Source organism: Streptomyces orinoci, assembly GCF_003121295.1.
GTDB classification, from domain to species: domain Bacteria; phylum Actinomycetota; class Actinomycetes; order Streptomycetales; family Streptomycetaceae; genus Streptomyces; species Streptomyces orinoci.
Window position 1 is genome coordinate 425,354 of sequence record NZ_PHNC01000031.1, and the last position, 20,557, is coordinate 445,910.

The 20,557-nt window shown below is 70.5% G+C and carries 24 protein-coding genes, 1 tRNA gene and 2 pseudogenes; 16 read left to right on the top strand and 11 right to left on the bottom strand.

Features of this window, described 5'->3' with window-relative positions; genetic code table 11:
- Positions 1 to 12 precede the first annotated feature (12 nt).
- Both CV755_RS24045 and CV755_RS24050 read left to right on the top strand, forming a co-directional pair.
- Positions 13 to 102, top strand: a tRNA-Ser gene (locus tag CV755_RS24045).
- A 483-nt stretch (positions 103 to 585) separates the two neighbouring features.
- The gene (locus tag CV755_RS24050) at positions 586 to 1,191 is read left to right on the top strand and encodes a GOLPH3/VPS74 family protein (protein WP_109282365.1); all 606 of its coding nucleotides are present in this window, start codon (positions 586 to 588) and stop codon (positions 1,189 to 1,191) included.
- Between the two features lie 123 nt (positions 1,192 to 1,314).
- Here the strand turns inward: CV755_RS24050 and CV755_RS24055 are convergent, their stop codons facing one another.
- Positions 1,315 to 2,415 carry an alkene reductase gene (locus tag CV755_RS24055; RefSeq protein ID WP_109282366.1) on the bottom strand — a complete coding sequence of 367 codons (1,101 nt, stop codon included), beginning with the start codon at positions 2,413 to 2,415 and terminating at the stop codon, positions 1,315 to 1,317.
- Between the two features lie 66 nt (positions 2,416 to 2,481).
- Between CV755_RS24055 and CV755_RS24060 the strand changes: the two are divergent.
- From CV755_RS24060 to CV755_RS24075, 4 genes and pseudogenes are all read left to right on the top strand, one after another.
- Positions 2,482 to 2,829 (top strand): annotated as a pseudogene (locus CV755_RS24060) (MerR family transcriptional regulator); the annotation flags it as partial.
- A gap of 498 nt (positions 2,830 to 3,327) precedes the next feature.
- Positions 3,328 to 4,665, top strand: a complete 1,338-nt coding sequence (locus CV755_RS24065; RefSeq protein ID WP_241561376.1) for a hypothetical protein — start codon at positions 3,328 to 3,330, stop codon at positions 4,663 to 4,665.
- Between the two features lie 452 nt (positions 4,666 to 5,117).
- Positions 5,118 to 5,876, top strand: a complete 759-nt coding sequence (locus tag CV755_RS24070; protein WP_241561377.1) for a YhjD/YihY/BrkB family envelope integrity protein — start codon at positions 5,118 to 5,120, stop codon at positions 5,874 to 5,876.
- The gene (locus CV755_RS24075) at positions 5,873 to 6,409 is read left to right on the top strand and encodes a potassium channel family protein (RefSeq protein WP_109282368.1); all 537 of its coding nucleotides are present in this window, start codon (positions 5,873 to 5,875) and stop codon (positions 6,407 to 6,409) included. The genes CV755_RS24070 and CV755_RS24075 overlap by 4 nt, the downstream gene beginning before the upstream one ends.
- A gap of 23 nt (positions 6,410 to 6,432) precedes the next feature.
- On the opposite strand, the gene CV755_RS24080 is transcribed toward CV755_RS24075, so the two are convergent.
- The 3 genes from CV755_RS24080 to CV755_RS24090 form a co-directional block, all read right to left on the bottom strand.
- Positions 6,433 to 7,107 (bottom strand): hypothetical protein, encoded by a 675-nt coding sequence (locus CV755_RS24080; protein ID WP_109282369.1) that lies wholly within the window; start codon positions 7,105 to 7,107, stop codon positions 6,433 to 6,435.
- A 278-nt stretch (positions 7,108 to 7,385) separates the two neighbouring features.
- The gene (locus CV755_RS24085) at positions 7,386 to 7,589 is read right to left on the bottom strand and encodes a DUF7848 domain-containing protein (protein ID WP_109282370.1); all 204 of its coding nucleotides are present in this window, start codon (positions 7,587 to 7,589) and stop codon (positions 7,386 to 7,388) included.
- A complete protein-coding gene (locus tag CV755_RS24090) occupies positions 7,586 to 7,828 on the bottom strand; it encodes a hypothetical protein (RefSeq protein ID WP_109282371.1) in 243 nt (80 codons plus the stop codon). Before CV755_RS24090 ends, CV755_RS24085 begins: the two co-directional genes overlap by 4 nt.
- Before the next feature lie 150 nt (positions 7,829 to 7,978).
- Between CV755_RS24090 and CV755_RS24095 the strand changes: the two genes are divergently transcribed.
- Positions 7,979 to 8,221, top strand: a complete 243-nt coding sequence (locus tag CV755_RS24095; RefSeq protein ID WP_422070605.1) for a GntR family transcriptional regulator — start codon at positions 7,979 to 7,981, stop codon at positions 8,219 to 8,221.
- A 361-nt stretch (positions 8,222 to 8,582) separates the two neighbouring features.
- Here the strand turns inward: CV755_RS24095 and CV755_RS24100 are convergent, their stop codons facing one another.
- The gene (locus CV755_RS24100) at positions 8,583 to 9,299 is read right to left on the bottom strand and encodes a GbsR/MarR family transcriptional regulator (RefSeq protein WP_109282372.1); all 717 of its coding nucleotides are present in this window, start codon (positions 9,297 to 9,299) and stop codon (positions 8,583 to 8,585) included.
- Between the two features lie 228 nt (positions 9,300 to 9,527).
- Here CV755_RS24100 and CV755_RS24105 point away from each other — a divergent pair, with 228 nt between their 5' ends.
- From CV755_RS24105 to CV755_RS24115, 3 genes are read left to right on the top strand one after another with little or no spacing between them, the layout of a single operon-like run.
- Positions 9,528 to 10,193 (top strand): DUF4097 family beta strand repeat-containing protein, encoded by a 666-nt coding sequence (locus CV755_RS24105; protein ID WP_109282373.1) that lies wholly within the window; start codon positions 9,528 to 9,530, stop codon positions 10,191 to 10,193.
- A gap of 12 nt (positions 10,194 to 10,205) precedes the next feature.
- On the top strand, positions 10,206 to 11,159 hold the full coding sequence (locus CV755_RS24110; protein ID WP_109282374.1) for an ATP-binding cassette domain-containing protein: 954 nt from the start codon (positions 10,206 to 10,208) through the stop codon (positions 11,157 to 11,159).
- Positions 11,156 to 11,947, top strand: coding sequence for an ABC transporter permease (locus CV755_RS24115; RefSeq protein WP_109282375.1), 792 nt, complete (start codon positions 11,156 to 11,158; stop codon positions 11,945 to 11,947). Before CV755_RS24110 ends, CV755_RS24115 begins: the two co-directional genes overlap by 4 nt.
- Before the next feature lie 119 nt (positions 11,948 to 12,066).
- On the opposite strand, the gene CV755_RS24120 is transcribed toward CV755_RS24115, so the two are convergent.
- On the bottom strand, positions 12,067 to 12,738 hold the full coding sequence (locus tag CV755_RS24120; RefSeq protein ID WP_109282376.1) for a GGDEF domain-containing protein: 672 nt from the start codon (positions 12,736 to 12,738) through the stop codon (positions 12,067 to 12,069).
- 496 nt (positions 12,739 to 13,234) lie between these two features.
- Here CV755_RS24120 and CV755_RS24125 point away from each other — a divergent pair, with 496 nt between their 5' ends.
- The 5 genes from CV755_RS24125 to CV755_RS24145 all read left to right on the top strand — a co-directional run bounded on the left by CV755_RS24125 (position 13,235) and on the right by CV755_RS24145 (position 17,800).
- Positions 13,235 to 13,603 carry a hypothetical protein gene (locus CV755_RS24125; RefSeq protein WP_109282377.1) on the top strand — a complete coding sequence of 123 codons (369 nt, stop codon included), beginning with the start codon at positions 13,235 to 13,237 and terminating at the stop codon, positions 13,601 to 13,603.
- Positions 13,604 to 13,760: 157 nt separating this feature from the next.
- Entirely contained in the window at positions 13,761 to 15,071 is a 1,311-nt protein-coding gene (locus CV755_RS24130; protein ID WP_109282378.1) for an OB-fold domain-containing protein, read from the top strand.
- A complete protein-coding gene (locus tag CV755_RS24135; RefSeq protein WP_109282379.1) occupies positions 15,068 to 16,234 on the top strand; it encodes a lipid-transfer protein in 1,167 nt (388 codons plus the stop codon). Before CV755_RS24130 ends, CV755_RS24135 begins: the two co-directional genes overlap by 4 nt.
- A gap of 54 nt (positions 16,235 to 16,288) precedes the next feature.
- Positions 16,289 to 17,122: a glycoside hydrolase domain-containing protein gene (locus CV755_RS24140; protein WP_164503316.1), complete on the top strand. Its 834-nt coding sequence runs from the start codon at positions 16,289 to 16,291 to the stop codon at positions 17,120 to 17,122.
- A 147-nt stretch (positions 17,123 to 17,269) separates the two neighbouring features.
- Positions 17,270 to 17,800 (top strand): SigE family RNA polymerase sigma factor, encoded by a 531-nt coding sequence (locus tag CV755_RS24145; protein ID WP_109282381.1) that lies wholly within the window; start codon positions 17,270 to 17,272, stop codon positions 17,798 to 17,800.
- A gap of 19 nt (positions 17,801 to 17,819) precedes the next feature.
- On the opposite strand, the gene CV755_RS24150 is transcribed toward CV755_RS24145, so the two are convergent.
- Positions 17,820 to 18,164 (bottom strand): hypothetical protein, encoded by a 345-nt coding sequence (locus CV755_RS24150; RefSeq protein ID WP_109282382.1) that lies wholly within the window; start codon positions 18,162 to 18,164, stop codon positions 17,820 to 17,822.
- A gap of 34 nt (positions 18,165 to 18,198) precedes the next feature.
- Between CV755_RS24150 and CV755_RS24155 the strand changes: the two are divergent.
- Positions 18,199 to 18,447: pseudogene (locus tag CV755_RS24155) on the top strand (AMP-binding protein); the annotation flags it as partial.
- A 122-nt stretch (positions 18,448 to 18,569) separates the two neighbouring features.
- On the opposite strand, the gene CV755_RS24160 reads toward CV755_RS24155, so the two are convergent.
- The 4 genes from CV755_RS24160 to CV755_RS24175 form a co-directional block, all read right to left on the bottom strand.
- Complete coding sequence (locus CV755_RS24160) at positions 18,570 to 19,016, bottom strand: hypothetical protein (RefSeq protein ID WP_109282383.1); 447 nt, start codon at positions 19,014 to 19,016, stop codon at positions 18,570 to 18,572.
- Between the two features lie 13 nt (positions 19,017 to 19,029).
- Positions 19,030 to 19,455 carry a hypothetical protein gene (locus tag CV755_RS36325; protein ID WP_109282384.1) on the bottom strand — a complete coding sequence of 142 codons (426 nt, stop codon included), beginning with the start codon at positions 19,453 to 19,455 and terminating at the stop codon, positions 19,030 to 19,032.
- A gap of 336 nt (positions 19,456 to 19,791) precedes the next feature.
- Positions 19,792 to 20,100: a hypothetical protein gene (locus CV755_RS24170; protein WP_109282385.1), complete on the bottom strand. Its 309-nt coding sequence runs from the start codon at positions 20,098 to 20,100 to the stop codon at positions 19,792 to 19,794.
- The gene (locus CV755_RS24175) at positions 20,097 to 20,486 is read right to left on the bottom strand and encodes an ATP-binding protein (protein ID WP_241561378.1); all 390 of its coding nucleotides are present in this window, start codon (positions 20,484 to 20,486) and stop codon (positions 20,097 to 20,099) included. Before CV755_RS24175 ends, CV755_RS24170 begins: the two co-directional genes overlap by 4 nt.
- Between the last annotated feature and the right edge of the window lie 71 nt (positions 20,487 to 20,557).

The following is a 20,557-nucleotide window of genomic DNA, read 5'->3' on the forward strand; positions in this document are numbered from 1 at the left end:
AGCCGGGCGCGGGGAGGCTTGCCCGAGCGGCCGAAGGGAACGGTCTTGAAAACCGTCGTGGCAGCGATGTCACCGTGGGTTCAAATCCCACAGCCTCCGCCAAGGTCAGCGTAGGTGCTGGTCAGAAGGGGTGTCCCTGGTTCGGGGACGCCCCTTTCGCATGGGGCCTGCCTCCCTTTGGCTCACCGGTCTCCTGGAGTTGAGCGGTGCGTGTGGCCCATCTGTGGCCTGTGCCAGAGCGGGCCCGGACGGGGCTTTGGATGTGACGGGACGTCTCCTGGCGCCGGCCTCGGGATGTTGCGCCAAGTCCCGCGGTTGTCGGCCAACTGCTCTGCTGTCAGGAGGTCGTCCATGCTCTTCTTCCGCAGGCGGATCGCGGCCCCGATCAGCGCGTGAAGCGGGGCATGGGTTGCGGTGCGCCGGGGTCGGCGAGCGCGCCGCTGGGGGATGGCGGAGCTGTGGTGCGGGGGTGGGTCGCAGGCCCGGCGGCCCGGGTTCGGGTGGCGTGCCGTCTCCTCGGGCTCATGCTCGGATAGGAAGGACAGGGGGAGGACAAGGAGCCGACGAGGCTGAGGTGGAGTTGCCATGACCACACCCCGGGACTTGATGATCATCGCCATGGACGTGGCCCCCAGCCGCCCCGTGGAGCAGGGCGAGATGTCGCTCGCGCTGGCGGGAGCGGAGCTGGTGGAGCTGCTGGGGGCGGGGGCCGTCACGCTGCGGGACGACCGGATTGTGCCGGGAGGCGCGATGGTGCCGGGGGACCGGTTGCTGGAGCAGGCCGCGGGATCGCTCGTGCGGGAAGAGCCGTATGAGTCGGTCGAGGACTGGCTGTGGCGCAGGGGCCGTGATCTGGCCCCGGCCTATCTGGCCGCTCTGGAGGGGGAGGGGCTGGTCAAGCGGCAGGGGCATGGGTGGATGCCGTTGCGGGAGGGGCGGGTGGCGCTGGTCGATTCGTCCGATCGCCGCCGGGCGGCGGACCGGTGGGCGGCGGACGAGCCGGTGCTGCTCGCGCTGGCGACGGCGGTGGGGATCCGCGACGAGGGGGCCGGAGACACCCCGGAGGTCGCTGATGAGGAGGTGGAGGCGGTGCTGGCGGTGGTCGTCGGGGCGGTGGTGGAGCTGGAGGGGGTACGGCAGCGCCGGGCGATTGAGCAGGAGGCGTTCGACAACATTTGGCGGGTGCCGTAGGGGACCCCCGGGGCCTGCCTGTGCGGTTGGCCGTTGGCCGATCGCTGGGACGCTGCGCGCCGGGCGGACCGGACCAGAGGGGCCGTACCCGGCCGATGGCATGGCCCTGCCGCCAGACGCTGCCTAAGCGGCCGCGGCCAGCGGGGGGTAGTCGGTGTAGCCGGTCTCGCCGCCGGTGTACATGGCGTACTCGTCCCGTACGGGGTTGAGCGGGGCGCCGGTGCGTAGCCGTTCCAGCAGGTCTGGGTTGGCCAGGAAGGCGCGGCCGAGGGCGATCAGCTCGGCGCCGGCGTCCAGCAGCCGTTCGCCCGCCCGGCGGCCGCCGTCGGCGGGGAGGACGGGGCCCAGTGCCGGGTTGGCGATCAGGGTGCCCGGCCACAGCTTGCGGATCTCCTGGAAGAGGGGCTGGTCCGGATCGGCGAAGACCAGGTGCAGATAGGCGAGGCCGGTGTCCGCCAGGGCCTGGACGAGGGTGGGGTAGAGGGCCTCGGTGTCGTCTTCCCGGATGCCGTTGACGGTGTTTCCGGGGGATATACGAATCCCGACCCGCTCGGGGCCGATCGCCTCTGCCACGGCATGGGCCACCTCCACTACGAACCGGACGCGGTGGGAGGCCGGGCCGCCATAGGCGTCGGTGCGGTGGTTGGTGTTGCGGGAGAGGAACTGGTGGAGGAGGTGGCCGTTGGCGGAGTGCACCTCCACGCCCTCGAAGCCCGCCGCCACGGCGTTACGGGCGGCCGTGGCGAAGTCGGCCACGGTGGAGCGGATGTCGGCGGTGCTCATCTCCCGTGGGACCAAGGCCGGTTGACGTCCACTCGGGGTGTGGATCGTCTCGGGGAGCGGGATGGGAGACGGGGAGACGGGCGTCAGCCCGCTGTTGTCGGGGTGGCCGACCCGGCCGCCGTGCTGCAGTTGCAGGAACATCCGGCCGCCTGCCCGCCGCACCGCCTCGGTGACGCCGCGCCATCCGGCCACCTGGGCCTCGGTATGGATTCCGGGGATGTTGGGGTAGGTCTGGCCCACCGCGTTGGGCGTGGTGCCCTCGGCGATGATCAGACCCGCGGAGGCCCGCTGGGCGTAGTAGGCGGCCATCAGCGGGCCGGGGACGCCGTCGGCGCCGGCGCGGTTACGGGTCAGCGGGGCCATCGCCAGCCGGTTGGGGAGTGGGAGCGGGCCGAGGCGGGTGGGGTCGAAGAGGCGGGAGTCGTGTGGGGTGTTCGCCATGTCCGTACGGTAGAAGTTGACACCGGTGTCAGATTCAAGTGCGCGGTCAGGGAGGGGGGATGAGGGTTGCGGATAGGTGAACTCGCCCGGCGCAGTGGAGTCAGCGAGCGGTCGCTGCGCTACTACGAACAGCAGGGGCTGCTGCGTTCGGAGCGGACACCCGGTGGTCACCGCAACTATGGGGAATGGGCGGTGGACCGGGTGATCCGCATCCAGGCTCTCTACGCGGCCGGGCTGTGCAGCAGGAAGATCGCTCAGCTGCTGCCCTGCCTGCGGGACGAGGACGGGGGTCCCAGTGAGGCCGCCACCGGTCGGCTGGTCAGCGAGCTGGTCGCGGAGCGGGATCGCATCAACGGGAAAATCGCCGACCTGATCCGGTCCCGGGCGGTCCTGGAGGAGGCCATCGACTCCGCCTTGGGTGGGCTGGGCGCGGTGGGGGTTGGTGCGGACGGCACGGACAGTGCGGACAGTGCGGACGGGGCCTTGGCCGATTTGGGCGCCGCTTCGGCTTTGGACGGTGCGTCGGGGGTGTCCGGCGCGTCAGTACCCAACTCGTAGGGAAACGCGGGAAGTTAGCCCCTCCGGGGACAGTCCTCCCGGCCCGGACCGGGGCAGCCCGCCCTCGGAGGGGAGCCCTCATGGGACCGCCCTTGGGGCGCAGGCCCGAAGGGCAGGCTGTCGGCGGCTCGGACATGTGCCAGGTGCGGGCTGTGTGTGGCTGGTCGCGCAGTTCCCCGCGCCCCTGATGGGGCGCCCCAGCCGTAGGCCAAGAGCCGTCAGCCGGCCAAGCGCCCGCACCCCTCGCCGCCCGCTCGGCGGAGTTCCGGTCGCCTTCGGGCGGCGGCCGGGTTTGACTGGCGAGCAGTCGAAACCACCTCGCCTTGTGGCGGAATCACGCGCGGAGAGGACGACATGCCGCCCAGTGACGAGGGTCCGGAGCCGGAGGGCCCGCCAGAGCCGAGCTCGGATGAACTACGCAGGCTGCGTAACCGGCTGGACCGGCTGGAGGCCGGTGCGGCGCGGCGCGGCCCTGGGCGGCCGCTGCGCAACGCCGCCGCCGTGGTGCTGATCGTCATCGCCGCGGTGCTGTCCATGCCGGCCGTACTGGCGGTGTGGGCGCACGATCAGGTGGCGGACACCGACCGCTTTGTGGCCACCATGGCGCCGTTGGCCGGCGACTCCGCGGTGCGGGACGCCGCGGCCAAACGGATTGCCACCACCGTGGTGGACAAGGCCGATATCCCGTCCCTGGTCGGCCAGTTGTCCCGGGCGGCGTCCGAGCAGGGGGTGCCGCCCCGGGCGGCCGACCTGATCCATCGGCTCAGCGGGCCGATCGACAAGGGTCTGACCAGCCTGGTGCACGATGTGGCGCACCGGGTGGTGTCCAGCAAGCAGTTCGCCACCGTCTGGACCGGCGCGCTCCGCGCCTCCCACAACGCCTTTGAGAAGGCGTTGAGCGGCCGGGGCGGCGGGGTGCTGGGGATCAAGGGCGACCAGGTGACCGTGGACCTGGCACCCGCGCTGGACCGGGTCAAGAAGCGACTGGTGGACGCCGGGCTGGACGTCGCCGGGCGCATTCCGCCGGTGCATACCGACTTCGTGGTCTTCGACTCCCCGGACCTGGCCCGGTACAAGACCTGGTTCCGGCTGCTGGGGCTGGCCGGTGACTGGCTGCCGCTGATCACCGTGCTGATCGCCGCGCTCGGCGTCTTCCTGGCCACCGGCCGGCGCAAGGCGCTGATCGGGGCGGCGCTGGGCCTGGTGGTGGCCATGGTGGTGCTGGGGGTCGCGCTGGCGGTGTTCCGGTCCTTCTATCTGGACCACCTTCCGGGCGGTGTCTCACCCGGCGCGGCGGGCGCCGTCTATGACGCACTGGTGCGGTTCCTGCGACAGGCGGTACGGGCGGTGGGCGTGCTGGCGGCGGCGGTGGCGATCGGGGCCTTTCTCACCGGGCCCTCGCACCCGGCGGTCACCGTGCGCACCGCCTGCGGCAGCGGGATCGCCGCGATGCGGCGGGTCGCGGAGTCGGCCGGGTTCCGGGCCGGTCCGGCCGAGCGGTTCACCCGGCGGTTCCGGCGACCGATCGGGGTGGCGATCCTGCTGGTCGCCGCCCTGGTGTTCGCATTCTGGGCGCATCCGACCGCGCTGGTGGTCTTCTGGTTCGTGGTGGCCGTGCTGGGGGCGTTCGCCATCCGTGAGTTCCTCGCCCCGGGCCGCGCCGGGGACGTGGATTCCCGGGCGGTGCCATGACGGACCACGGCCCTGAGGGGGCCGGCTCTTCCGGCTCTTCCGGCTCTTCCGGCCCGTCTGGCCCTTCGGGGTCGTCCGGGCGGTCCGGGCGGTCCGGGCCGTCTGGATCGTCTGGTCCGTCGGGGGCATCCGGGCCGTCCCAGCCATCCGGGTCGTCCGGGCGGTCTGGGCCGTCTGAGCCGTCCGGGCGGCCTGGGGCCTCTGGGTCGTCCGAGCCGTCCCAGCCGCCCGGGCCATCCGGGCGGTCGGAGCCGTCCGGCCCGTCCGAGCCGTCCGAACGGTGTGGCCCGTCCGAGCCGTCCGGGCGCCCCTGGCGGTTCGGGCGGCCCCGGCGGTCCGAGCGGTCCGGGCGGTTCCGGCCGCACGGGCATGGGACGGCCCGGCACCCCGGTCACCGGGGCGGGCATGAGCACCCCCGGCTGACCGCCCTGGATCACAAGCGGCGTACCGCCGTGGAGCACCTCAGGGCCGGCGAGGCCGGCACCCTGTGGTCCCGGCTCACCGCGGTGGACTTCTTCGGCAACTCCTTCCAGCTGGCGGCGCTGGCGATCCTCTGCTTCTTCCCCCTGCTGATCGTGATCACCAGCGCGGCGGACCGCAGTACGGCCGCGGTGCTCGCCGGCTGGCTGGGCCTGGACCACCGGGCGTCCCAGGCCGTGGCCACCCTCTTCAACTCCGGCAGCAACTCCAGCGGTCTGACGGTGGTGAGCGTGGTGATGCTGGTGCTCGCCGCCCTCACCGTCGCCGGCACCCTGCAGAACTGGTACGCCAGGGTGTTCGGGGTATCGGTGCACGGCTGGCGGGTGATGGCCGTCCGGCTGCTCTGGCTGGCCTCGATCCTCGGCTACGGGGCCGCGCATGCCGTCGCCGGGCGGGCGCTGGGCAAGGTCGGCGGTCCGGTGCTGCCCTTCCTCGTCGGGTTCGTCCTGTCCACGCTGTTCTGGTGGTGGAGCATGGCGGTCCTGCTGGCCGGAACGGTGCCCTGGCGGGAACTCCTTCCGGCGGCGCTGGTCACCGCCTTCTGCTGGATGGGGCTGGGCGTCTTCTCCGCGCTCTACTTCTCCCAGGCGATCGTCACCAATGAGCAGCGCTACGGCCCCATCGGCGTAGTCATGATCATCCTGTCCTGGGTGGTGGCGGTGGGGGTGGTCATCCACCTCGGCTCCGTCATCGGATACCGCTACCGCGAACGCCGGGAGGCCCGCCGATGAGGGCGCCGGACCGGCGCCGTACGCCGGTTATGGCGGCCCTGCGCCCGCTGGCCACCGCGACCGGCCTGGTGCTGGCCTACTATCTGCTGCCGCTGGACGAGCGGGTACGGGGCGGTACCGGCGTCAGCCTGGTCCTGGGACTCCTCGGGGTGCTGCTGCTCTTCCTCCGGCAGTGCCGTTCCATCGGGTACTCCGCCACGCCCCGGCTGCGGGCGGTGGAGATGCTGGCCACGGTGGTGCCGCTGTTCCTGCTGCTGTTCAGCGCCGTGTACTACCTGCTGGAGCGCAATGAGCCCGGCAGCTTCAGCACTTCGCTCAGCCGCACCGCCGCCCTGTACTTCACGGTCACCGTGTTCAGCACGGTCGGTTTCGGCGATATCGTCCCGCACTCGGACAGCGCCCGGATCGTCACCATGGTGCAGATGGCCGCCGACATCCTGCTCCTGGGCGTGGCCGCCCGGGTGGTGATCGGGGCCGTGGAGACGGGGCTGCGCCGCCGGGACGGTACCGATGAACCGCCCGACGACGCCTGAAACCAGGGGAGTTGGCCCCGGTCCTACTTCCAGGTGATGCCCTTGCCCAGGGTGAAGGGCTCGCCCCAGTACTCGGCCGCGGCGACCTTCACCGAGGACGAGGGTGCGAGCGACACGGCGCAGCCCTGAGCGGTCTTGCCCTGGGTGAAGCCGCTCGGCAGGTCCTCGCGCTTGCACTTGTCGAAGTCGCCTATGACCATGACGTCTTGCGCCTCGGTGCCGTCCGGCAGCAGGCCCTTCATATGGCCCACGGTGCTGTAAGCCAGGTCCGTGTTACCGGTGTTGGTGATGGTGTAGCGGATGTAGTAGGGCACCTTGCCCTTCACCTGGTCGCCGAGGTTCAGCGAGGCCAGGTCGGCCGGGTTGCCCTGCTCGATCGAGGTGACGGCCAGGTCGATCCTGCCCTTGGTGGTGGTGCCGTAACTGAACGGAAGGTGGGCCGCCTGACCCATCTTCAGGGTTTGCCCGGCCTGGGCGTCGCCGCTGTTGGTGTCGCCGCTGTTGCCCGGAGTGTTCGCGCCGGTGGGTGCGGTGGCGTTGGCACTGGCGCCGGCGGCCGGCTTGGACGAGCTGGACGAGCTCGGCGAGCTGGCGTCGGCGGGCTTGTCGTCCGGACCGCAGGCGGTCAGGGCGAGAGCGCCGATGGCCAGGAGACCGCTCAGCCGCAGGGCGGCCTTACGGGTGTTGATGGCGTTCATTGCGTGGTTCCCCCGTGGTGCGTGATGCGTAGTGCGTGGTGCGCAGCGCTGTGATCAGGCTGCTCACTGAGTGACTGTCATGATCATTGCATGACGTGGTGAGGTGTCCGGTCCGCTCGGGTTCGGCTATGTACGGTTCGCTACGGCCTTGCGGCGGGACGGTGACGGTCGTGACAGTGGTGACACGTGGGAGAGGTCAGGCACGGGGAACTGCGCGTCCGGCCACGCACGGGCTGCGGCCGGACGGCGAGGGCCGAGAAAGTGTGAGGTCTGTCAGGTCAACTCGCTCGCCAGTGGCGGTGGATGACCTCGCGGTAGGTGGTGTGGGTGGGGTTGCCGTCGAGGTGCTGGGTGGCCCAGTCGTGGGCCGCTTCGAATTCCGGGTCCGGGCGGGAGGCGGCGCCGCAGACGGTGCAGTGCATGGCGAAGGTGACGGGTGTGGCGCACTCGGCCTCCGGCCGGAGGGTGCGGGTTGTGCTCATCCGGTGCGCCTGCTCGCGGAGTTGGCGGCCTGGACGTTGGCGGTCAACCGCTCGGCGGGGGTGGCGGGGCGTACGGCGTGGGGTTCCGCGTCCCATTCGAGCCCGCCTCGGGGTGGGCGCAGTTGCAGGAACTTGCCTTCCCTGGCCATGACTTGGCCCAGTCGGCCGGTTCGGGTGTCTACGACGTAGGTGCCGGGTTGGGGGTCTTGGGTGGGGGCGGGGTTGGGTTGCGTAGGCATGGGGCTCCGCTCCTGTTGGGTGGGTGGTCGGAGTCACCGGTCGGTGGTGTGCCCACACGGTAGGCGGACCTGTTCAGCCCTGTCCATGGATATACACGGACATCCAGGTCTATGAGCACACGGATATTCGTGCGTACAGTCACCCGCGTGATGGAGTTCAATCCCACGCGCCCGAAGTGGGCCCAGATCGCCGAGGTCATCCGCAAGCGCATCGCGACGGGCGAGTACCCGGAGCACCACAAGATTTCGGAGGTGCGGCTGGAAGAGGAGTTCGGCGTCGCCCGTGGGACGGTGCGCAAGGTTACGGCCGCTTTGCGCGAGGAGGGGCTGATCATTACGACCCAGGGCATGGGGTCGTTCGTTGCGGAACGGGGCGGCCGGAAGCGGGGCTAGCCCCTGCGTTTGGGGGTGCCCCCTCAGGGGCGCTGGGAACTGCGCGACCAGCCACGTGCGGCCCGCACCCGCGCTCCTGCGTATGTCCGTTGCCGGGTGCGGCGCCGTTTCCGCCTGCGGCGGGCTTGCCCCGCCCCGCGCCACCCGTGGAGGTAGTCCGGGTTGGTTGGGCTTTCCTGCTGGGGCTGGGCGCCGTTGGCGGGTGCGGGTGCGTTGCGCCTGCGGCGGGCTACCCCACCCCGCGCCACCCGTGGAGGTCACCCGGGTTGGCTGGACTCTCCTGCTCGGGGCGGGCGCCATTGGCGGCTGCGGGTGCGTTGCGCCTGCGGCGGGCCAAGGGCGCCGTGCGGCTGCGGCCGCGTTAGGAACCCGGGCTCGTGTGGAGGACTTCCCGCACCTGGTCCGCCGCCCGCTCCATGCTCTCGGAGATGAAGTCCAGGAAGCGCGCGACGTTTTCCAGCCGCTCCGCGGCCGGCGTGCCGCGGCCCAGGACGCCGACGCCCTGCCGTGCGGTCTCGGCGATACTCCTCGTGCCGTGAACGCTGGCCATCATCGACTGGTACCAGACATCGTTGTCCACGATGTACCGCTCGCGGCGGCGCTCGTCCCGCTCCCGGCGGATAAGGCCCTGGCTCTCCAGGAACGCCACCGCCTTGGAGATGGACGCCGGGCTGACCTGAAGCCGCTGGACCAGCTCCGCCGCGGTGAGGCTGCCCGTATCGCTGATGCACAGACAGGCCAGCACCCGGGCCATCATCTTGGGCGTGCCGGATGCCATGAGGACGGTGGTGAACACCTCCTCGTACTCGCGCACCGCCTCCGGGTCGCGGCCATGAGCCTGCTCGGACACCGCCGGCCCCCGGGGCGCGGCCTGCTTGCGCCGGTGGGCGCGGCGCTCGGTGGCGCGGTGGGCCAGGTCGGCGCGGTAGGCGGTGGGGCCGCCGTTGCGCATCACCTCACGGGTGACCGTTGAGGTCGGCCGGTCAAGGCGTCTGGCGATCTCCGCATAGGCCAGGCCGTCGGCCAGTCCCAGCGCGATCTGCTGGCGTTCCTGCTGAGTGAGCCTGCCTCCCGGCACTGCGATCTCCCTTCGCGTTTCCCCGATGCCCCCAGTATAGCGTTTCCTTCCACTTCATTGCAACGGCGGTCACGGCTGACGTTGCGTTACTTGTAGGACCGTTGCAACGATTTATCGGCTGTGACCTGCAAATACGTCAATGTTGCGCAACGAGTGTGTTGCCAGGACCTCGAACGCAACGTAGCTTTTCCGTTGTCGGAAACGAACGGCACGGCCAAGGAGCAGACAATGCAGAAGTTCACCACCCCCGCCCCCATCTCCGCCGTCCTGGACATCTCCGCCGGGCGCGTCCAGCTCATCGCCGCCGACCGCGCCGACACCGTCGTCGAGGTCCTCCCCGCGAACCCCGCCAAGGGCCGCGATGTAAAGGCGGCCGAGCGGGTCGAGGTCAGCTACGCCGACGGTGTGCTGCGGATCCGGGACCGCGAGCCCAAGAACGAGATCTTCGGGCCCTCCGGGTCGCTGGAGGTCACCGTCAAGCTGCCGGCCGGCTCCCGGGTCGAGGCCAGGACCTCCTGCTGCGAGCTGCGCGGCGTCGGCCGCCTCGGGGACGTCGAGTTCCGGGGCGCGTACCGCCAGATCAAGATCGATGAGGCTGCCGGCCTCCGCCTCACCGCGATCGACGGCGATGTCGAGATCGGCCGGCTGGGCGGCCCGGCGGAGGTCAGCACCGCACGGGGTGACATCCGGATCCGCGAGGCGATGCGCGGCGAGCTCGTCCTCAGCACCCAGTCCGGCGACATCTCGGTCGGCGCCGCCCCCGGTGTCTCCGCCGCCCTGGACGCCGGCACCGCGTACGGCCGTATCAGCAACTCCCTGAAGAACGACGGCAACACCGAGCTCGACATCCGTGCCACCACCGCCCACGGCGACATCACCGCCCGCAGCCTCTGAGGAGCAGCAGTCATGACCAACCTGGCGATCGCGGCGAAGGGGCTGCGCAAGTCCTACGGCGACAAGGTCGTGCTCAACGGCATCGACCTGGCCGTTCCGGAAGGGACGATCTTCTCCCTGCTCGGCCCCAATGGCGCCGGCAAGACCACCGCAGTCAAAATCCTCTCCACCCTGACCGGCGCCGATGACGGCCAGATCCGCGTCGGCGGCCATGACCTCGCCGCCGAACCGCAGGCGGTACGCGCCGCGATCGGCGTCACCGGGCAGTTCTCCGCCGTGGACGGCCTGATCACCGGCGAGGAGAACATGCTCCTCATGGCGGACCTGCATCACCTGTCCAAGCGCGAGGGGCGGCGGGTCGCCGCCGAGCTGCTGGAACGCTTCGACCTGACCGCGGCCGCGAAAAAGCCCGCCGCCACCTACTCCGGCGGTATGAAGCGCCGCCTGGACATCGCCATGACCCTGGTCGGCAACCCGCGGATCATCTTCCTGGACGAGCCGACCACCGGCCTGGACCCGCGCAGCCGCCACAACATGTGGGAAATCGTCCGGGAGTTGGTCTCCGACGGTGTCACCGTCTTCCTCACCACTCAGTATCTGGAGGAGGCCGACGAACTCGCCGACCGCATCGCGGTGCTCAATGACGGCAGGATCGCCGCCGAGGGCACGGCGGACGAACTGAAGCGGCAGATCCCGGGCGGCCATATCCGGCTCCGCTTCACCGACCCGGGTACGTACCAGTCGGCCGCCTCCGCCATGCGTGACATCACACGGGACGACGAGGCGCTGTCGCTCCAGATCCCCAGCGACGGCAGCCAGCGCGAACTGCGCTCCATCCTCGACTGGCTGGACTCCGTCGGCATCGAGGCCGACGAACTGACCGTGCACACCCCCGACCTCGACGATGTGTTCTTCGCCCTGACCGGCACCGGCCGGACCGACCAGCCCAAGGAGGGCGTCCGATGAGCTCCTTCTCCCTCGCCCTGCGCGACTCGTCCACGATGCTGCGCCGCAATCTGCTGCATGCCCGCCGCTATCCGTCCATGACGCTGAATCTGCTGCTCACCCCGGTGATGCTGCTGCTGCTCTTCGTCTATGTCTTCGGTGATGTGATGAGCGCGGGCATAGACGGCGGCGGTCCGGACCGGGCCAAGTACATCGCCTATATCGTTCCCGGCCTGCTGCTGATGACCACCGGCAGCACCACCATCGGAACCGCGGTCTCCGTCTCCACCGATATGAACGAGGGCATCATCGCCCGCTTCCGCACCATGGCCATCCACCGCCCCTCGGTGCTCGTAGGACATGTCATCGGCAGCGTGCTGCAGTGTGTGATGAGCGTGGCTCTGGTGGGAGCCGTGGCGGTGGCCATCGGGTTCCGGTCCTCGGGGGCGGGCGTGCTGGAGTGGGTGGCGGCGTTCGGGCTGCTGGTGCTCTTCGCAACGGCGCTCACCTGGATCGCGGTGGGGATGGGGCTGAGCAGCCCCAACGCGGAGGCTGCCAGCAACAATGCGATGCCGCTGATTCTGCTGCCGCTGCTGTCCAGCACCTTTGTGCCGGTGCACTCGATGCCGGGCTGGTTCCGGCCGGTGGCCGAGTACCAGCCGTTCACTCCGGCGATAGAGACGCTCCGGGGGCTGCTGCTCGGCGGCCACATCGGCCACAACGGCTGGCTCGCGGTGGTGTGGTGCGTGGGGCTGGCGGTGCTGGGTTACTTCTGGTCAACGGCGAAGTTCAACAGTGACGCGAAGTAGGCCCGGTATCCCCGCCCAGGCGGCGGCTTACGGTCCGCAGCCGCCGACAACGCCCGGCCACTCACGGGCAAGCCCACCACAGGCGGGGAAGCGGCAACGAGCCCCCGACCCCCCGATCTCTACGACGCGCTGCGCCGCACCGGCGGCAGCAGCAAGGTCAGCTGCGCCCCCCGGCGCCCGGCCCCCGCGCGGCGCGCCGGCCCCGCCCGGTGCGCCAACTCCGAAGCGGCAGGACACCAATGGTGCCCCTGCCGCTTCGCTGCGTACATGGCCTCGTCCGCCGCGCGCAGCAGCTCCGGCAGCCCCGCCCCCGGCCACTGCGCCACCCGGCACAGCCCGATGGAGGCGTGCGGCGCCAGGGTCACGCCCCCCGCGTCCAGCGGTGCGGAGAGGTACGCGGAGAGCCCGTAGGCCAGTTCGGCATCCAGATCGGCGTCCGGGGCCAGCCGCACCACGGCGGTGAACTCATCACCGCCCAGCCGGGCGGCGAACCCGTGGTGCGCCTGGCACCAGGCGGCCAGCCGGCGGCCGACCGCGGCCAGCACCCGGTCCCCGGCCGCATGGCCATGGGTGTCATTGATCTGCTTGAAGCCATTGAGGTCCAGCAGCAGCACCGCCGCATGCGGATGCCGGATCGCCCGCGACGCCCGGGAGGTGAACTCCTCGCGGCACATCAGCCCGGTCAGCCGGTCCGTACGGGCGGTACGCAGCCGACGGACCAGGACAAAGGCGTGGGTGGCCCAGCCAATGGCCGGAGCGGCGACGGGCAGAGCCTGGGATATGAGGTTCATCGGACACCTTCCTGTGCGATCGCCGTGCAAGGGGTGGGTCGCGGCCCGTACCGCGGCAGCCGGTCGTGTTCTCGCGGACCGCAGAGGTGTTCGGTCGCGCAACCGGGCCCGGAATGCGGGCGGTTAATGCTGGACGTCCCCCGAATCACCGCCACCGCAGCGGCGCCGGCACATGGGAAATCGCGGCGAATTACCCCGTGGCGCGCGGTGGACGGCAGCCGGGCGTGCCCAATGAGGCGGGCCCCGGCCGGAGTTCATGCTGAAACGATTCATGAGGCGGGGCCTATGGGATTCGGGGGCGATATGGGGAGTCCGATGACAGTGCTCGGTGAGTGATGGAGGTTTATCCCGGGGCGGTCATGCTTGCGAGGGAATGGGGAGCAGCCGGGGGTTCGGTGGAGATTCGGTGGGCAATCTGGAGTCGCGACGTCGATCAAACGCCGGTCGGTCGGCCAACCATCCGGCACAGACGAGTAGTTCGTTCCTGGAGGAAGACATGGCAAGCACCCGCACTGCCGCCCGTGTATTCGCCGCCGCGGCCGCCGTCCCCATGGCGGCCGTGCTCTTCACGGGCGTGGCCCAGGCCGATGACGGCCACCACGGCCAGCGGGCGACCCACGGCGCCAACGCGGCCGTAGCGGAGGTCGTGGGGAGCGGCGTCGGAGGCAGCAACCACGGCAACGCCAGCACCACCGAGCAGGTGGCCACCGGAAGCAGCGCCACCAACCAGGCCAACACCGCCAGCGTCAACAACCCCCTGGGCTATGGCCACACCGCGATCTACCAGGAGAATGTGAAGATCGTCTTCACCAGCATCCACGACGAGCACGACAACCGCTTCTACAACATGCACGAGTTCCGCTGAGCGCGGCGGCCGCCGGGGGGTCCGGGCGGCCGGGGGGACGGTGACACCGATTCGGTGAGGGACAGGGTCTGAAGAGCGACCGCGCGGCGGCACCCCGGTGCCGCCGCGCGGTCGTTTCCCTTGACGGACCAGTCGAGCTGACGCACAGTCAGAAACCGTGAGCAGCGACCTGGACCGGCGGCTCAGGGCGTACCAGGGCAGGCCCGCCGCCTGTGGCACCGGCAAGGACCCGGTCAACGCCCCCATGATCAGGCACTGGTGCGAGGCCATCGGCGACCGCAACCCGGCCTGGGCGGGCAAGGAGCCGCTCGCCCCGCCGGCCATGCTTCAGGTATGGACCATGGCGGGGCTGTCCGGGGGTCCGCCGGTTGATCCGCCCGGAGGCCCCTCCGGCTCACCCCCGCCCTCCGCCCTCCCCGAACTCACCGCCCTGCTCGCCGAGTCGGGCTGTACGGCCGTGGTCGCCACCGACTGCGAGCAGGAGTATCTGCGGCCGCTGCGCCCCGGTGAGGTGATCACCTTTGAGTCGGTGATCGAGTCGGTCTCGCCGCGCAAGAAGACCAGGCTGGGCCACGGCCACTTCATCACCACCGTCATGGAGATCCGGGCGGACGGCATACCGGCCGGCCGGCACCGCTTCCGGGTGCTGCGCTACGCACCCGGCGCCCCGCCGGAGAAGCCGGCCGGGCCCCGTCCGGAGCGGCCGCGTCCGGTGGTCAACCGGGACAACGCCGGCTTCTGGGACGGGGTGGCCGAGCGGCGGCTGCTGATCCAGCGCTGCACGGCCTGCGGACGGCTGCGCTTTCCCTGGCTGCCCGGGTGCGCCGCCTGTGGCTCGCCGCACTGGACGACGGTGGAGTCGGCCGGCACCGGCACCGTCCATTCCTATGTGGTGATGCACCATCCGCCCTTTCCGGCCTTTGATCCGCCCTATGCGGTGGGACTGATCGAACTCGCCGAAGGGGTAAGGATGATCAGCAATGTGGTGGGGGTGGAACCCGGCCGGATCACCGTGGGCATGCCGGTGCGGCTGGAATTCCTGAGTGCCGGGGAGGGCCAACTGCTGCCCGTTTTCCGGGCGGTGGAACCGGGCCGCCGGATGCTGCCGCCGATGACCGTCCCGATAACCCGCACCCTGATCGTGGCGGGTGCGCTGGCCTCCCGGGATTTCCAGGACGTCCATCACGATCCGGAGGCCGCCCGGGCCAAGGGGGCACCCGACATCTTTATGAACATCCTGACCACCAATGGTCTGGTGGGCCGGTATATCGGCGAGAATTTCGGGCCCCGGGCGGTCATCGAGAAGATGGCGATCCGGCTGGGCGTGCCCAACTACCCCGGTGACACACTGACCTTGACCGGGACGGTCGCGGAGGACGGCGATCCGCGCGAGGTGACCGTCACCGGCGTCAATGCGCTGGGCCGTCATGTGAGCGCGGCGGTGGTGCTGCGGGAGGCCGGCCGATGAGCCTGCGGATCCCCGACCGGCTGGGCGGACGGGCGGCCATCGCCGGCATCGGCGCCACCGAGTTCTCCAAGGACTCCGGCCGCAGTGAACTCGCCCTGGCCGCCGAGGCGGTACGGGCCGCGCTGGCCGATGCCGGGCTGCGACCCGGGGAGGTGGACGGCCTGGTCACCTTCACCATGGACACCAGCCCGGAGATCACCCTGGCCCAGGCCGTGGGCATCGGCGAACTGTCCTTCTTCTCCCGGGTGCACTACGGCGGCGGGGCCGCCTGCGCGGTGGTCCAGCAGGCGGCGCTGGCCGTTGCCACCGGCACGGCCGAGGTGGTGGTCTGCTACCGGGCCTTCAATGAGCGCTCCGGCCGCCGCTTCGGCGCGGGCGCCCAGCGCCACCAGCCCTCCGCCGAGGGGGTGGCGCTGGGCTGGGTGCTGCCCTTCGGGCTGCTCACCCCCGCCTCCTGGGTGGCCATGACCGCCCGGCGCTATCTGCATGTCCACGGCCTGCGGCCGGAGGTGTTCGGCCGGGTCGCGGTCAGCTGCCGGCGGTACGCGGCCACCAACCCGGCCGCGTACTTCTACGGGCGGCCGCTCACCCTGGCCGAGCATGCCGCCTCCCGCTGGATCGCCGAGCCGCTGCGGCTGCTGGACTGCTGCCAGGAGACCGATGGCGGGCTGGCGTTGGTGGTCACCTCCCTGGAGCGCGCCCGTGACCTGCGGCATTCCCCGGCGGTGATCCGGGCGGCGGCCCAAGGGGCCGGACACGCCCAGGAGATGATGACCGGCTTCTACCGTGCGGACATCGCCTCCCTCCCCGAACTGGGCGTGGTGGGCCGCCAGTTGTGGCGCAGCACCGGACTGGGCCCGTCCGATGTCCAGGTCGCCATCCTCTATGACCACTTCACCCCTTTTGTCCTGATGCAGTTGGAGGAGCTGGGCTTCTGCGGACCGGGCGAGGGTGCCGAGTTCGTGGCCGAGGACGTCCTGCCGCTCAATACCCATGGCGGCCAGCTGGGCGAGGCATATCTGCATGGGATGAACGGGATCGCCGAAGCCGTACGGCAGTTGCGTGGTACCGCCGTGAATCAAGTTGCGGGAGCGGCGAATGTGCTGGTCACCGCAGGGACCGGAGTTCCCACGTCCGGGCTGCTTCTCGGCGCAGACGGATGAACCGAGGGCGTGTCACCGACCGGAAACCGCGCCGGGCCCCCTTGACTGCGCGGTATGGACCGACGGAGAAAGATCATCGGATATCTCGTCGCCCTATTGGCGGCCCTGGCCCAGCTCCCCGCGGCATACACCCCGGCCACGGCGGCCGCGCCCAAGCCGCGGGCGGTACGGGCCACCGTCTTCAAGGGCCGGGGATTCGACACCTGCGAGGCCCCGCCGCTGACCACGCTGCGCGCCTGGGGCACCTCGCAGTACCGGGCCGTCGGTGTCTACTTCGCCGGCCGCGCCCGCGCCTGTCCCCGCCAGCGCTATCTCAGCTACGACTGGCTCACCGGCGCCCGTGATCTGGGCTGGAAGGTGCTGCCGCTGTTCGTCGGCTCCCAGTCACCCTGTGTGAAGGCGTCCAACAAGCGCGGCTTCACCATTGGCTCCTTCCCCGAGGACCAGGGGGAGGACGAGGGCGACGAAGCGGTGCGCAAGGCCAGTGCGCTGGGCATCGCCCAGGGCAGCGCCCTCTACCTGGACATGGAGGCGTATGACATCAAGGACGAGAACTGCGCCGGCACCACCCTGGCCTTCGTCCAGTCCTGGACCGACACCGTCTACCGGCGCGGCTATGTGCCCGGCTTCTACAGCAGCGCCGAGTCCGGCGTACGGCATATGGAGCTCGCCCGCCGGGCCGGGGCGGACTCACTGCCCGAGATCATGTGGTTCGCCCGCTGGAAGGTGACCCCCTCCACCGACAAGGAGCGCAGCCTGTCCGCCGGCGCCTGGCAGCCGCACCGCCGGATCCACCAGTACGCGGGGGACGTCAGCGAGACCCATGGCGGCCGCAAGCTGACCATCGACCGCAATCTGATCGACGCCCCGGTCGCCGTGATCGAGTGACGTGATCGCGCGAGCCGCGCCCGGCGGATGAGGGCGGCTACCCCTCCAGGAGGTGGGGACGACCCGACCACTACGACCTGAGGGGGATCGCCCTTCGGCACCTCCGGCCGATACGCGGGGCACCGGGCCGCTCCTAGCGTTGAAGGCATGACCACGACCGTGTGCCCCAGCGCGTCCACCGCCGTGTACCCGTCATTCACCAGCTATGTACGGGCACGGGGCCCGGTGCTGCAGCGCACCGCCCGCTCACTGACCGCCAACCCCTGTGACGCCGAGGACCTGCTGCAGACCGCGCTCACCAAGACCTATCTGGCCTGGGAGCGGATCGAGGACCACCGGGCGCTGGACGGCTATGTCCGCCGGGCACTGGTCAACACCCGTACCTCCCAGTGGCGCAAGCGCCGGGTCGAGGAGTACCCCTACGAGGAGCTCCCGGAGCGCGAGGACAGCCCCCTGGCGGACCCCGCGGAGTCCCAGGCGCTCCGCGACGCCATGTGGCGCGCGGTCCACCGGCTGCCGGACCGGCAGCGGGCGATGGTCGTCCTCAGGTATTACGAGGACCTCAGCGAGGCCCAGACCGCGGAGCTGATGGGCGTCTCCATCGGCACCGTCAAGAGCGCCGTCTCCCGCGCCCTGGGCAAGCTCCGCGAGGACCCGGAACTGGCGGGGGCGGCGTGAGGCCGCCCGGGCCGGGCCGTCAGCTCGCGCCTTGCAGCAAGCTCGCCAGGGACGAGCCCTCCGGCAAGGCCAGCGTCAGCGGCGCCTGATCATTGCGCAGCATCTCCATCAGGGGGACGCCGAGGTCGGCGCACTGGTTGACCGGGCTGCTGCCGCCGAGGGTCACCACATCGCCGTTCAGCCCTCCCGCGGAGCGGGCGGAGGCGGCCCGGGCATGGGGGTGGCTGCTGTGGTTGCCGCAGAAGTTGTCGATCACGTCATTGCCGAAGCCGATGACGCTTGTGGCCTGGGCGGGCACGGCGGCGACCGCCGTGAAACAAGCGGTGAGCAGGGCAAGCGCGCCTGCGGTGAGAATCCGGTTCATGCAGGGGCAACGCCCCACGCCTGATCCGGGTACGGATACGGCAGCCCAAACGGTGCATGACTACGAGCGGCTGATCGCGGGCCGTCCGGTGGTGTACGACTGGCCCGGGCTGGACGAACGCAGTGCGGCGGCGATGTGCTACACCTCGGGGACCACCGGTGATCCCAAGGGCGTGGTCTACAGCGACCGTTCGGTGTAGCTGCACTCCATGGAGGTCAACTCCGGGACGTCCTTCGGTCTGAAGCCGGGCGAGATCTGTATGCCGGTGGTGCCGATGTTCCACGACAGTGGTTGTGAAGGGGCACAACGGTGCAGGGCCAGAAAACGACCTCTGACCAGGCACAACGCGGCCCCGGTACTCCTCGGAGTACCGGGGTCGCTCCGTTGGTGTGAGCTGATTGGCCGTTACGTGCCCACCGAGCGCAGGGTCGTGACGAGGTCGGGAAGCTGCTCGCGGGGGAAGTGCAGCAGCGCCTCGGGAGCGATGCCGTCCTGAACGAGAGGCACGTTCATGCGCCAGGAACCCGGGCGCCAGGGGTGGCGGATGCGGTCGCCGAAGGTCGGGGAGGCGTCGAGCAGCTCGACCAGGCGCAGGGCGTCGAAGACGGGGAGTTTCAGCAGGGCCCACCCTCGGTGGTAGGCGATGAACGCGTCACCGCCGTACCCGAGGGGGACGGCGCGCTGCTCGCGGACGCCGGCGGTTGCTTCGCCGACGTCTTGGCAGCAGGCGGTCGTCTTGATGCGCAGTCGCCATAGCTCTCGGACGACGGGGACCATGTCGAGGTCTATCTCGACGTCCTCGCCGGCCGGGGTCGTGAGGGTCTCGTGCGGGTGAATGACGGGGTCGGCCATGAGGTTCCCCTTGTCATCGGCGGTAGGTGGCCCATCGGTGCGCGGCTTCGGCGAGGCCGGTTTTCCATGGCACGTCGGGGGCGTCGTCGGCGATGTCGTGCCAGAGGCGTCGCTGTGCCGTGGCGAAGACGTCGAGGGCGTGGGGTGCTGCGGTGGCCCATGCGGGAGTCTTGGCCGTCCAGAGTTCGGCGTCGGCGGGGGTGTGGCCGGCGGCGATGAGCCAGACGACCCAGCAGGCGGCGTCGATCCACGCGGCGCCGCGGGTGGGCCATGCCCAGTCCACGACGCGTGCGGTGCCTCCGGCGATGAGGACGTTGTCAGGTGTCCAGTCGGTATGCAGCAGGGTGTCGCCGCGGAGCAGGGCGGCGTCGTCGGGGTGGAGCAGAAGGAACTCGCCGAGGAACGGCGCGGCAATGACTTGGTACGTGGGTGCGCTCATGAGGGCCCCCTTTGGTGAGCCGGCGACGGTCGCCGGCTGTTGTGTCTGGAACCCGCCCCAGCCGCCCATGCGTTTCTGCTATCGGCGGGCGGGGCGGAGACTGTGCCCCGTAGGGTCGAGGTGAGCGGGTCGGCCCGGGGTGTCTCAGACTCCGGGGCGGCTCGTTCGATGGTTCAGGTGGGTCCTTCGGCGGATGCTGGTGGTGCCCCACCAGACGGTCCCGGCTTGGGTGCCGGCCGCGAGGTGTTCGGCCATCTCGTCGTGGGTGTTTCCGGCGGTGGTGGGTTCGGCGGAGACGATCAGGCGGACGGGGCCGCCCTCGGCGATGTGCCGTTGTCACTCCTGGCGGGTGCCGGGAATGCACAGCCACCAACGCTCGCCATAGTCGAGGGAGACGACACCTTGATGCAGGTGCAGCCCTGGCCCGACGTAGGGCGGTTCCACGTAGGCGGGCGCGAGGCCGAGACAAGAGGCCAGGGCGCGCATACCGGCGTCGATCCAGTCGAGCGTATCGCCGGGTCGGCGCGGCGGGGTGTGGGTCATCAGGAGTTGGCCAATGGGCCCGTCGTCGCCGTAGTACATGCCGTATGAGTGCGTGATCTCTGCCAGGAAGGCGAGGCCCGGCGTGGTCTCGATGGTGGTCATAGTTTCTCCACTTCGGCCCACACGTACTTTCCCAAGGGCCTGGTGCCGGTGCCCCAGTTGGCGAGGGCGTCAACGATATGGAGGCCGCGGCCCCGGCCGCGTTCGTCGCTGTGCGGCTTCGGTTGGGGAAGCCGGCGGGCGGTGTCGTGGACCTCCACGCGTGTCCGGTCGTCGTCGGTGTCCAGGACGACAAGCAGGGAGTCGCCGGGCTCGGTGCCATACCGGACAGCGTTGGTCACCAGTTCCGATACCACGAGTACGAAGTCCTCGACGTGCTCAACTGGGTTGTGCCCCTCGGTGAGGATCTCGCGCACGAATTCGCGGGCAAGACGAGCGGACGGCGCCATGGCGTCAAGGACGAGCTGTCGGCGCGGGTGCCTGATCACTCCCAGGCGTTGTGGTTTCACAAGGGGACCTCCAGTAGTCCGGGACCGCTCCGGTCAGCCCTTCCTTCAAG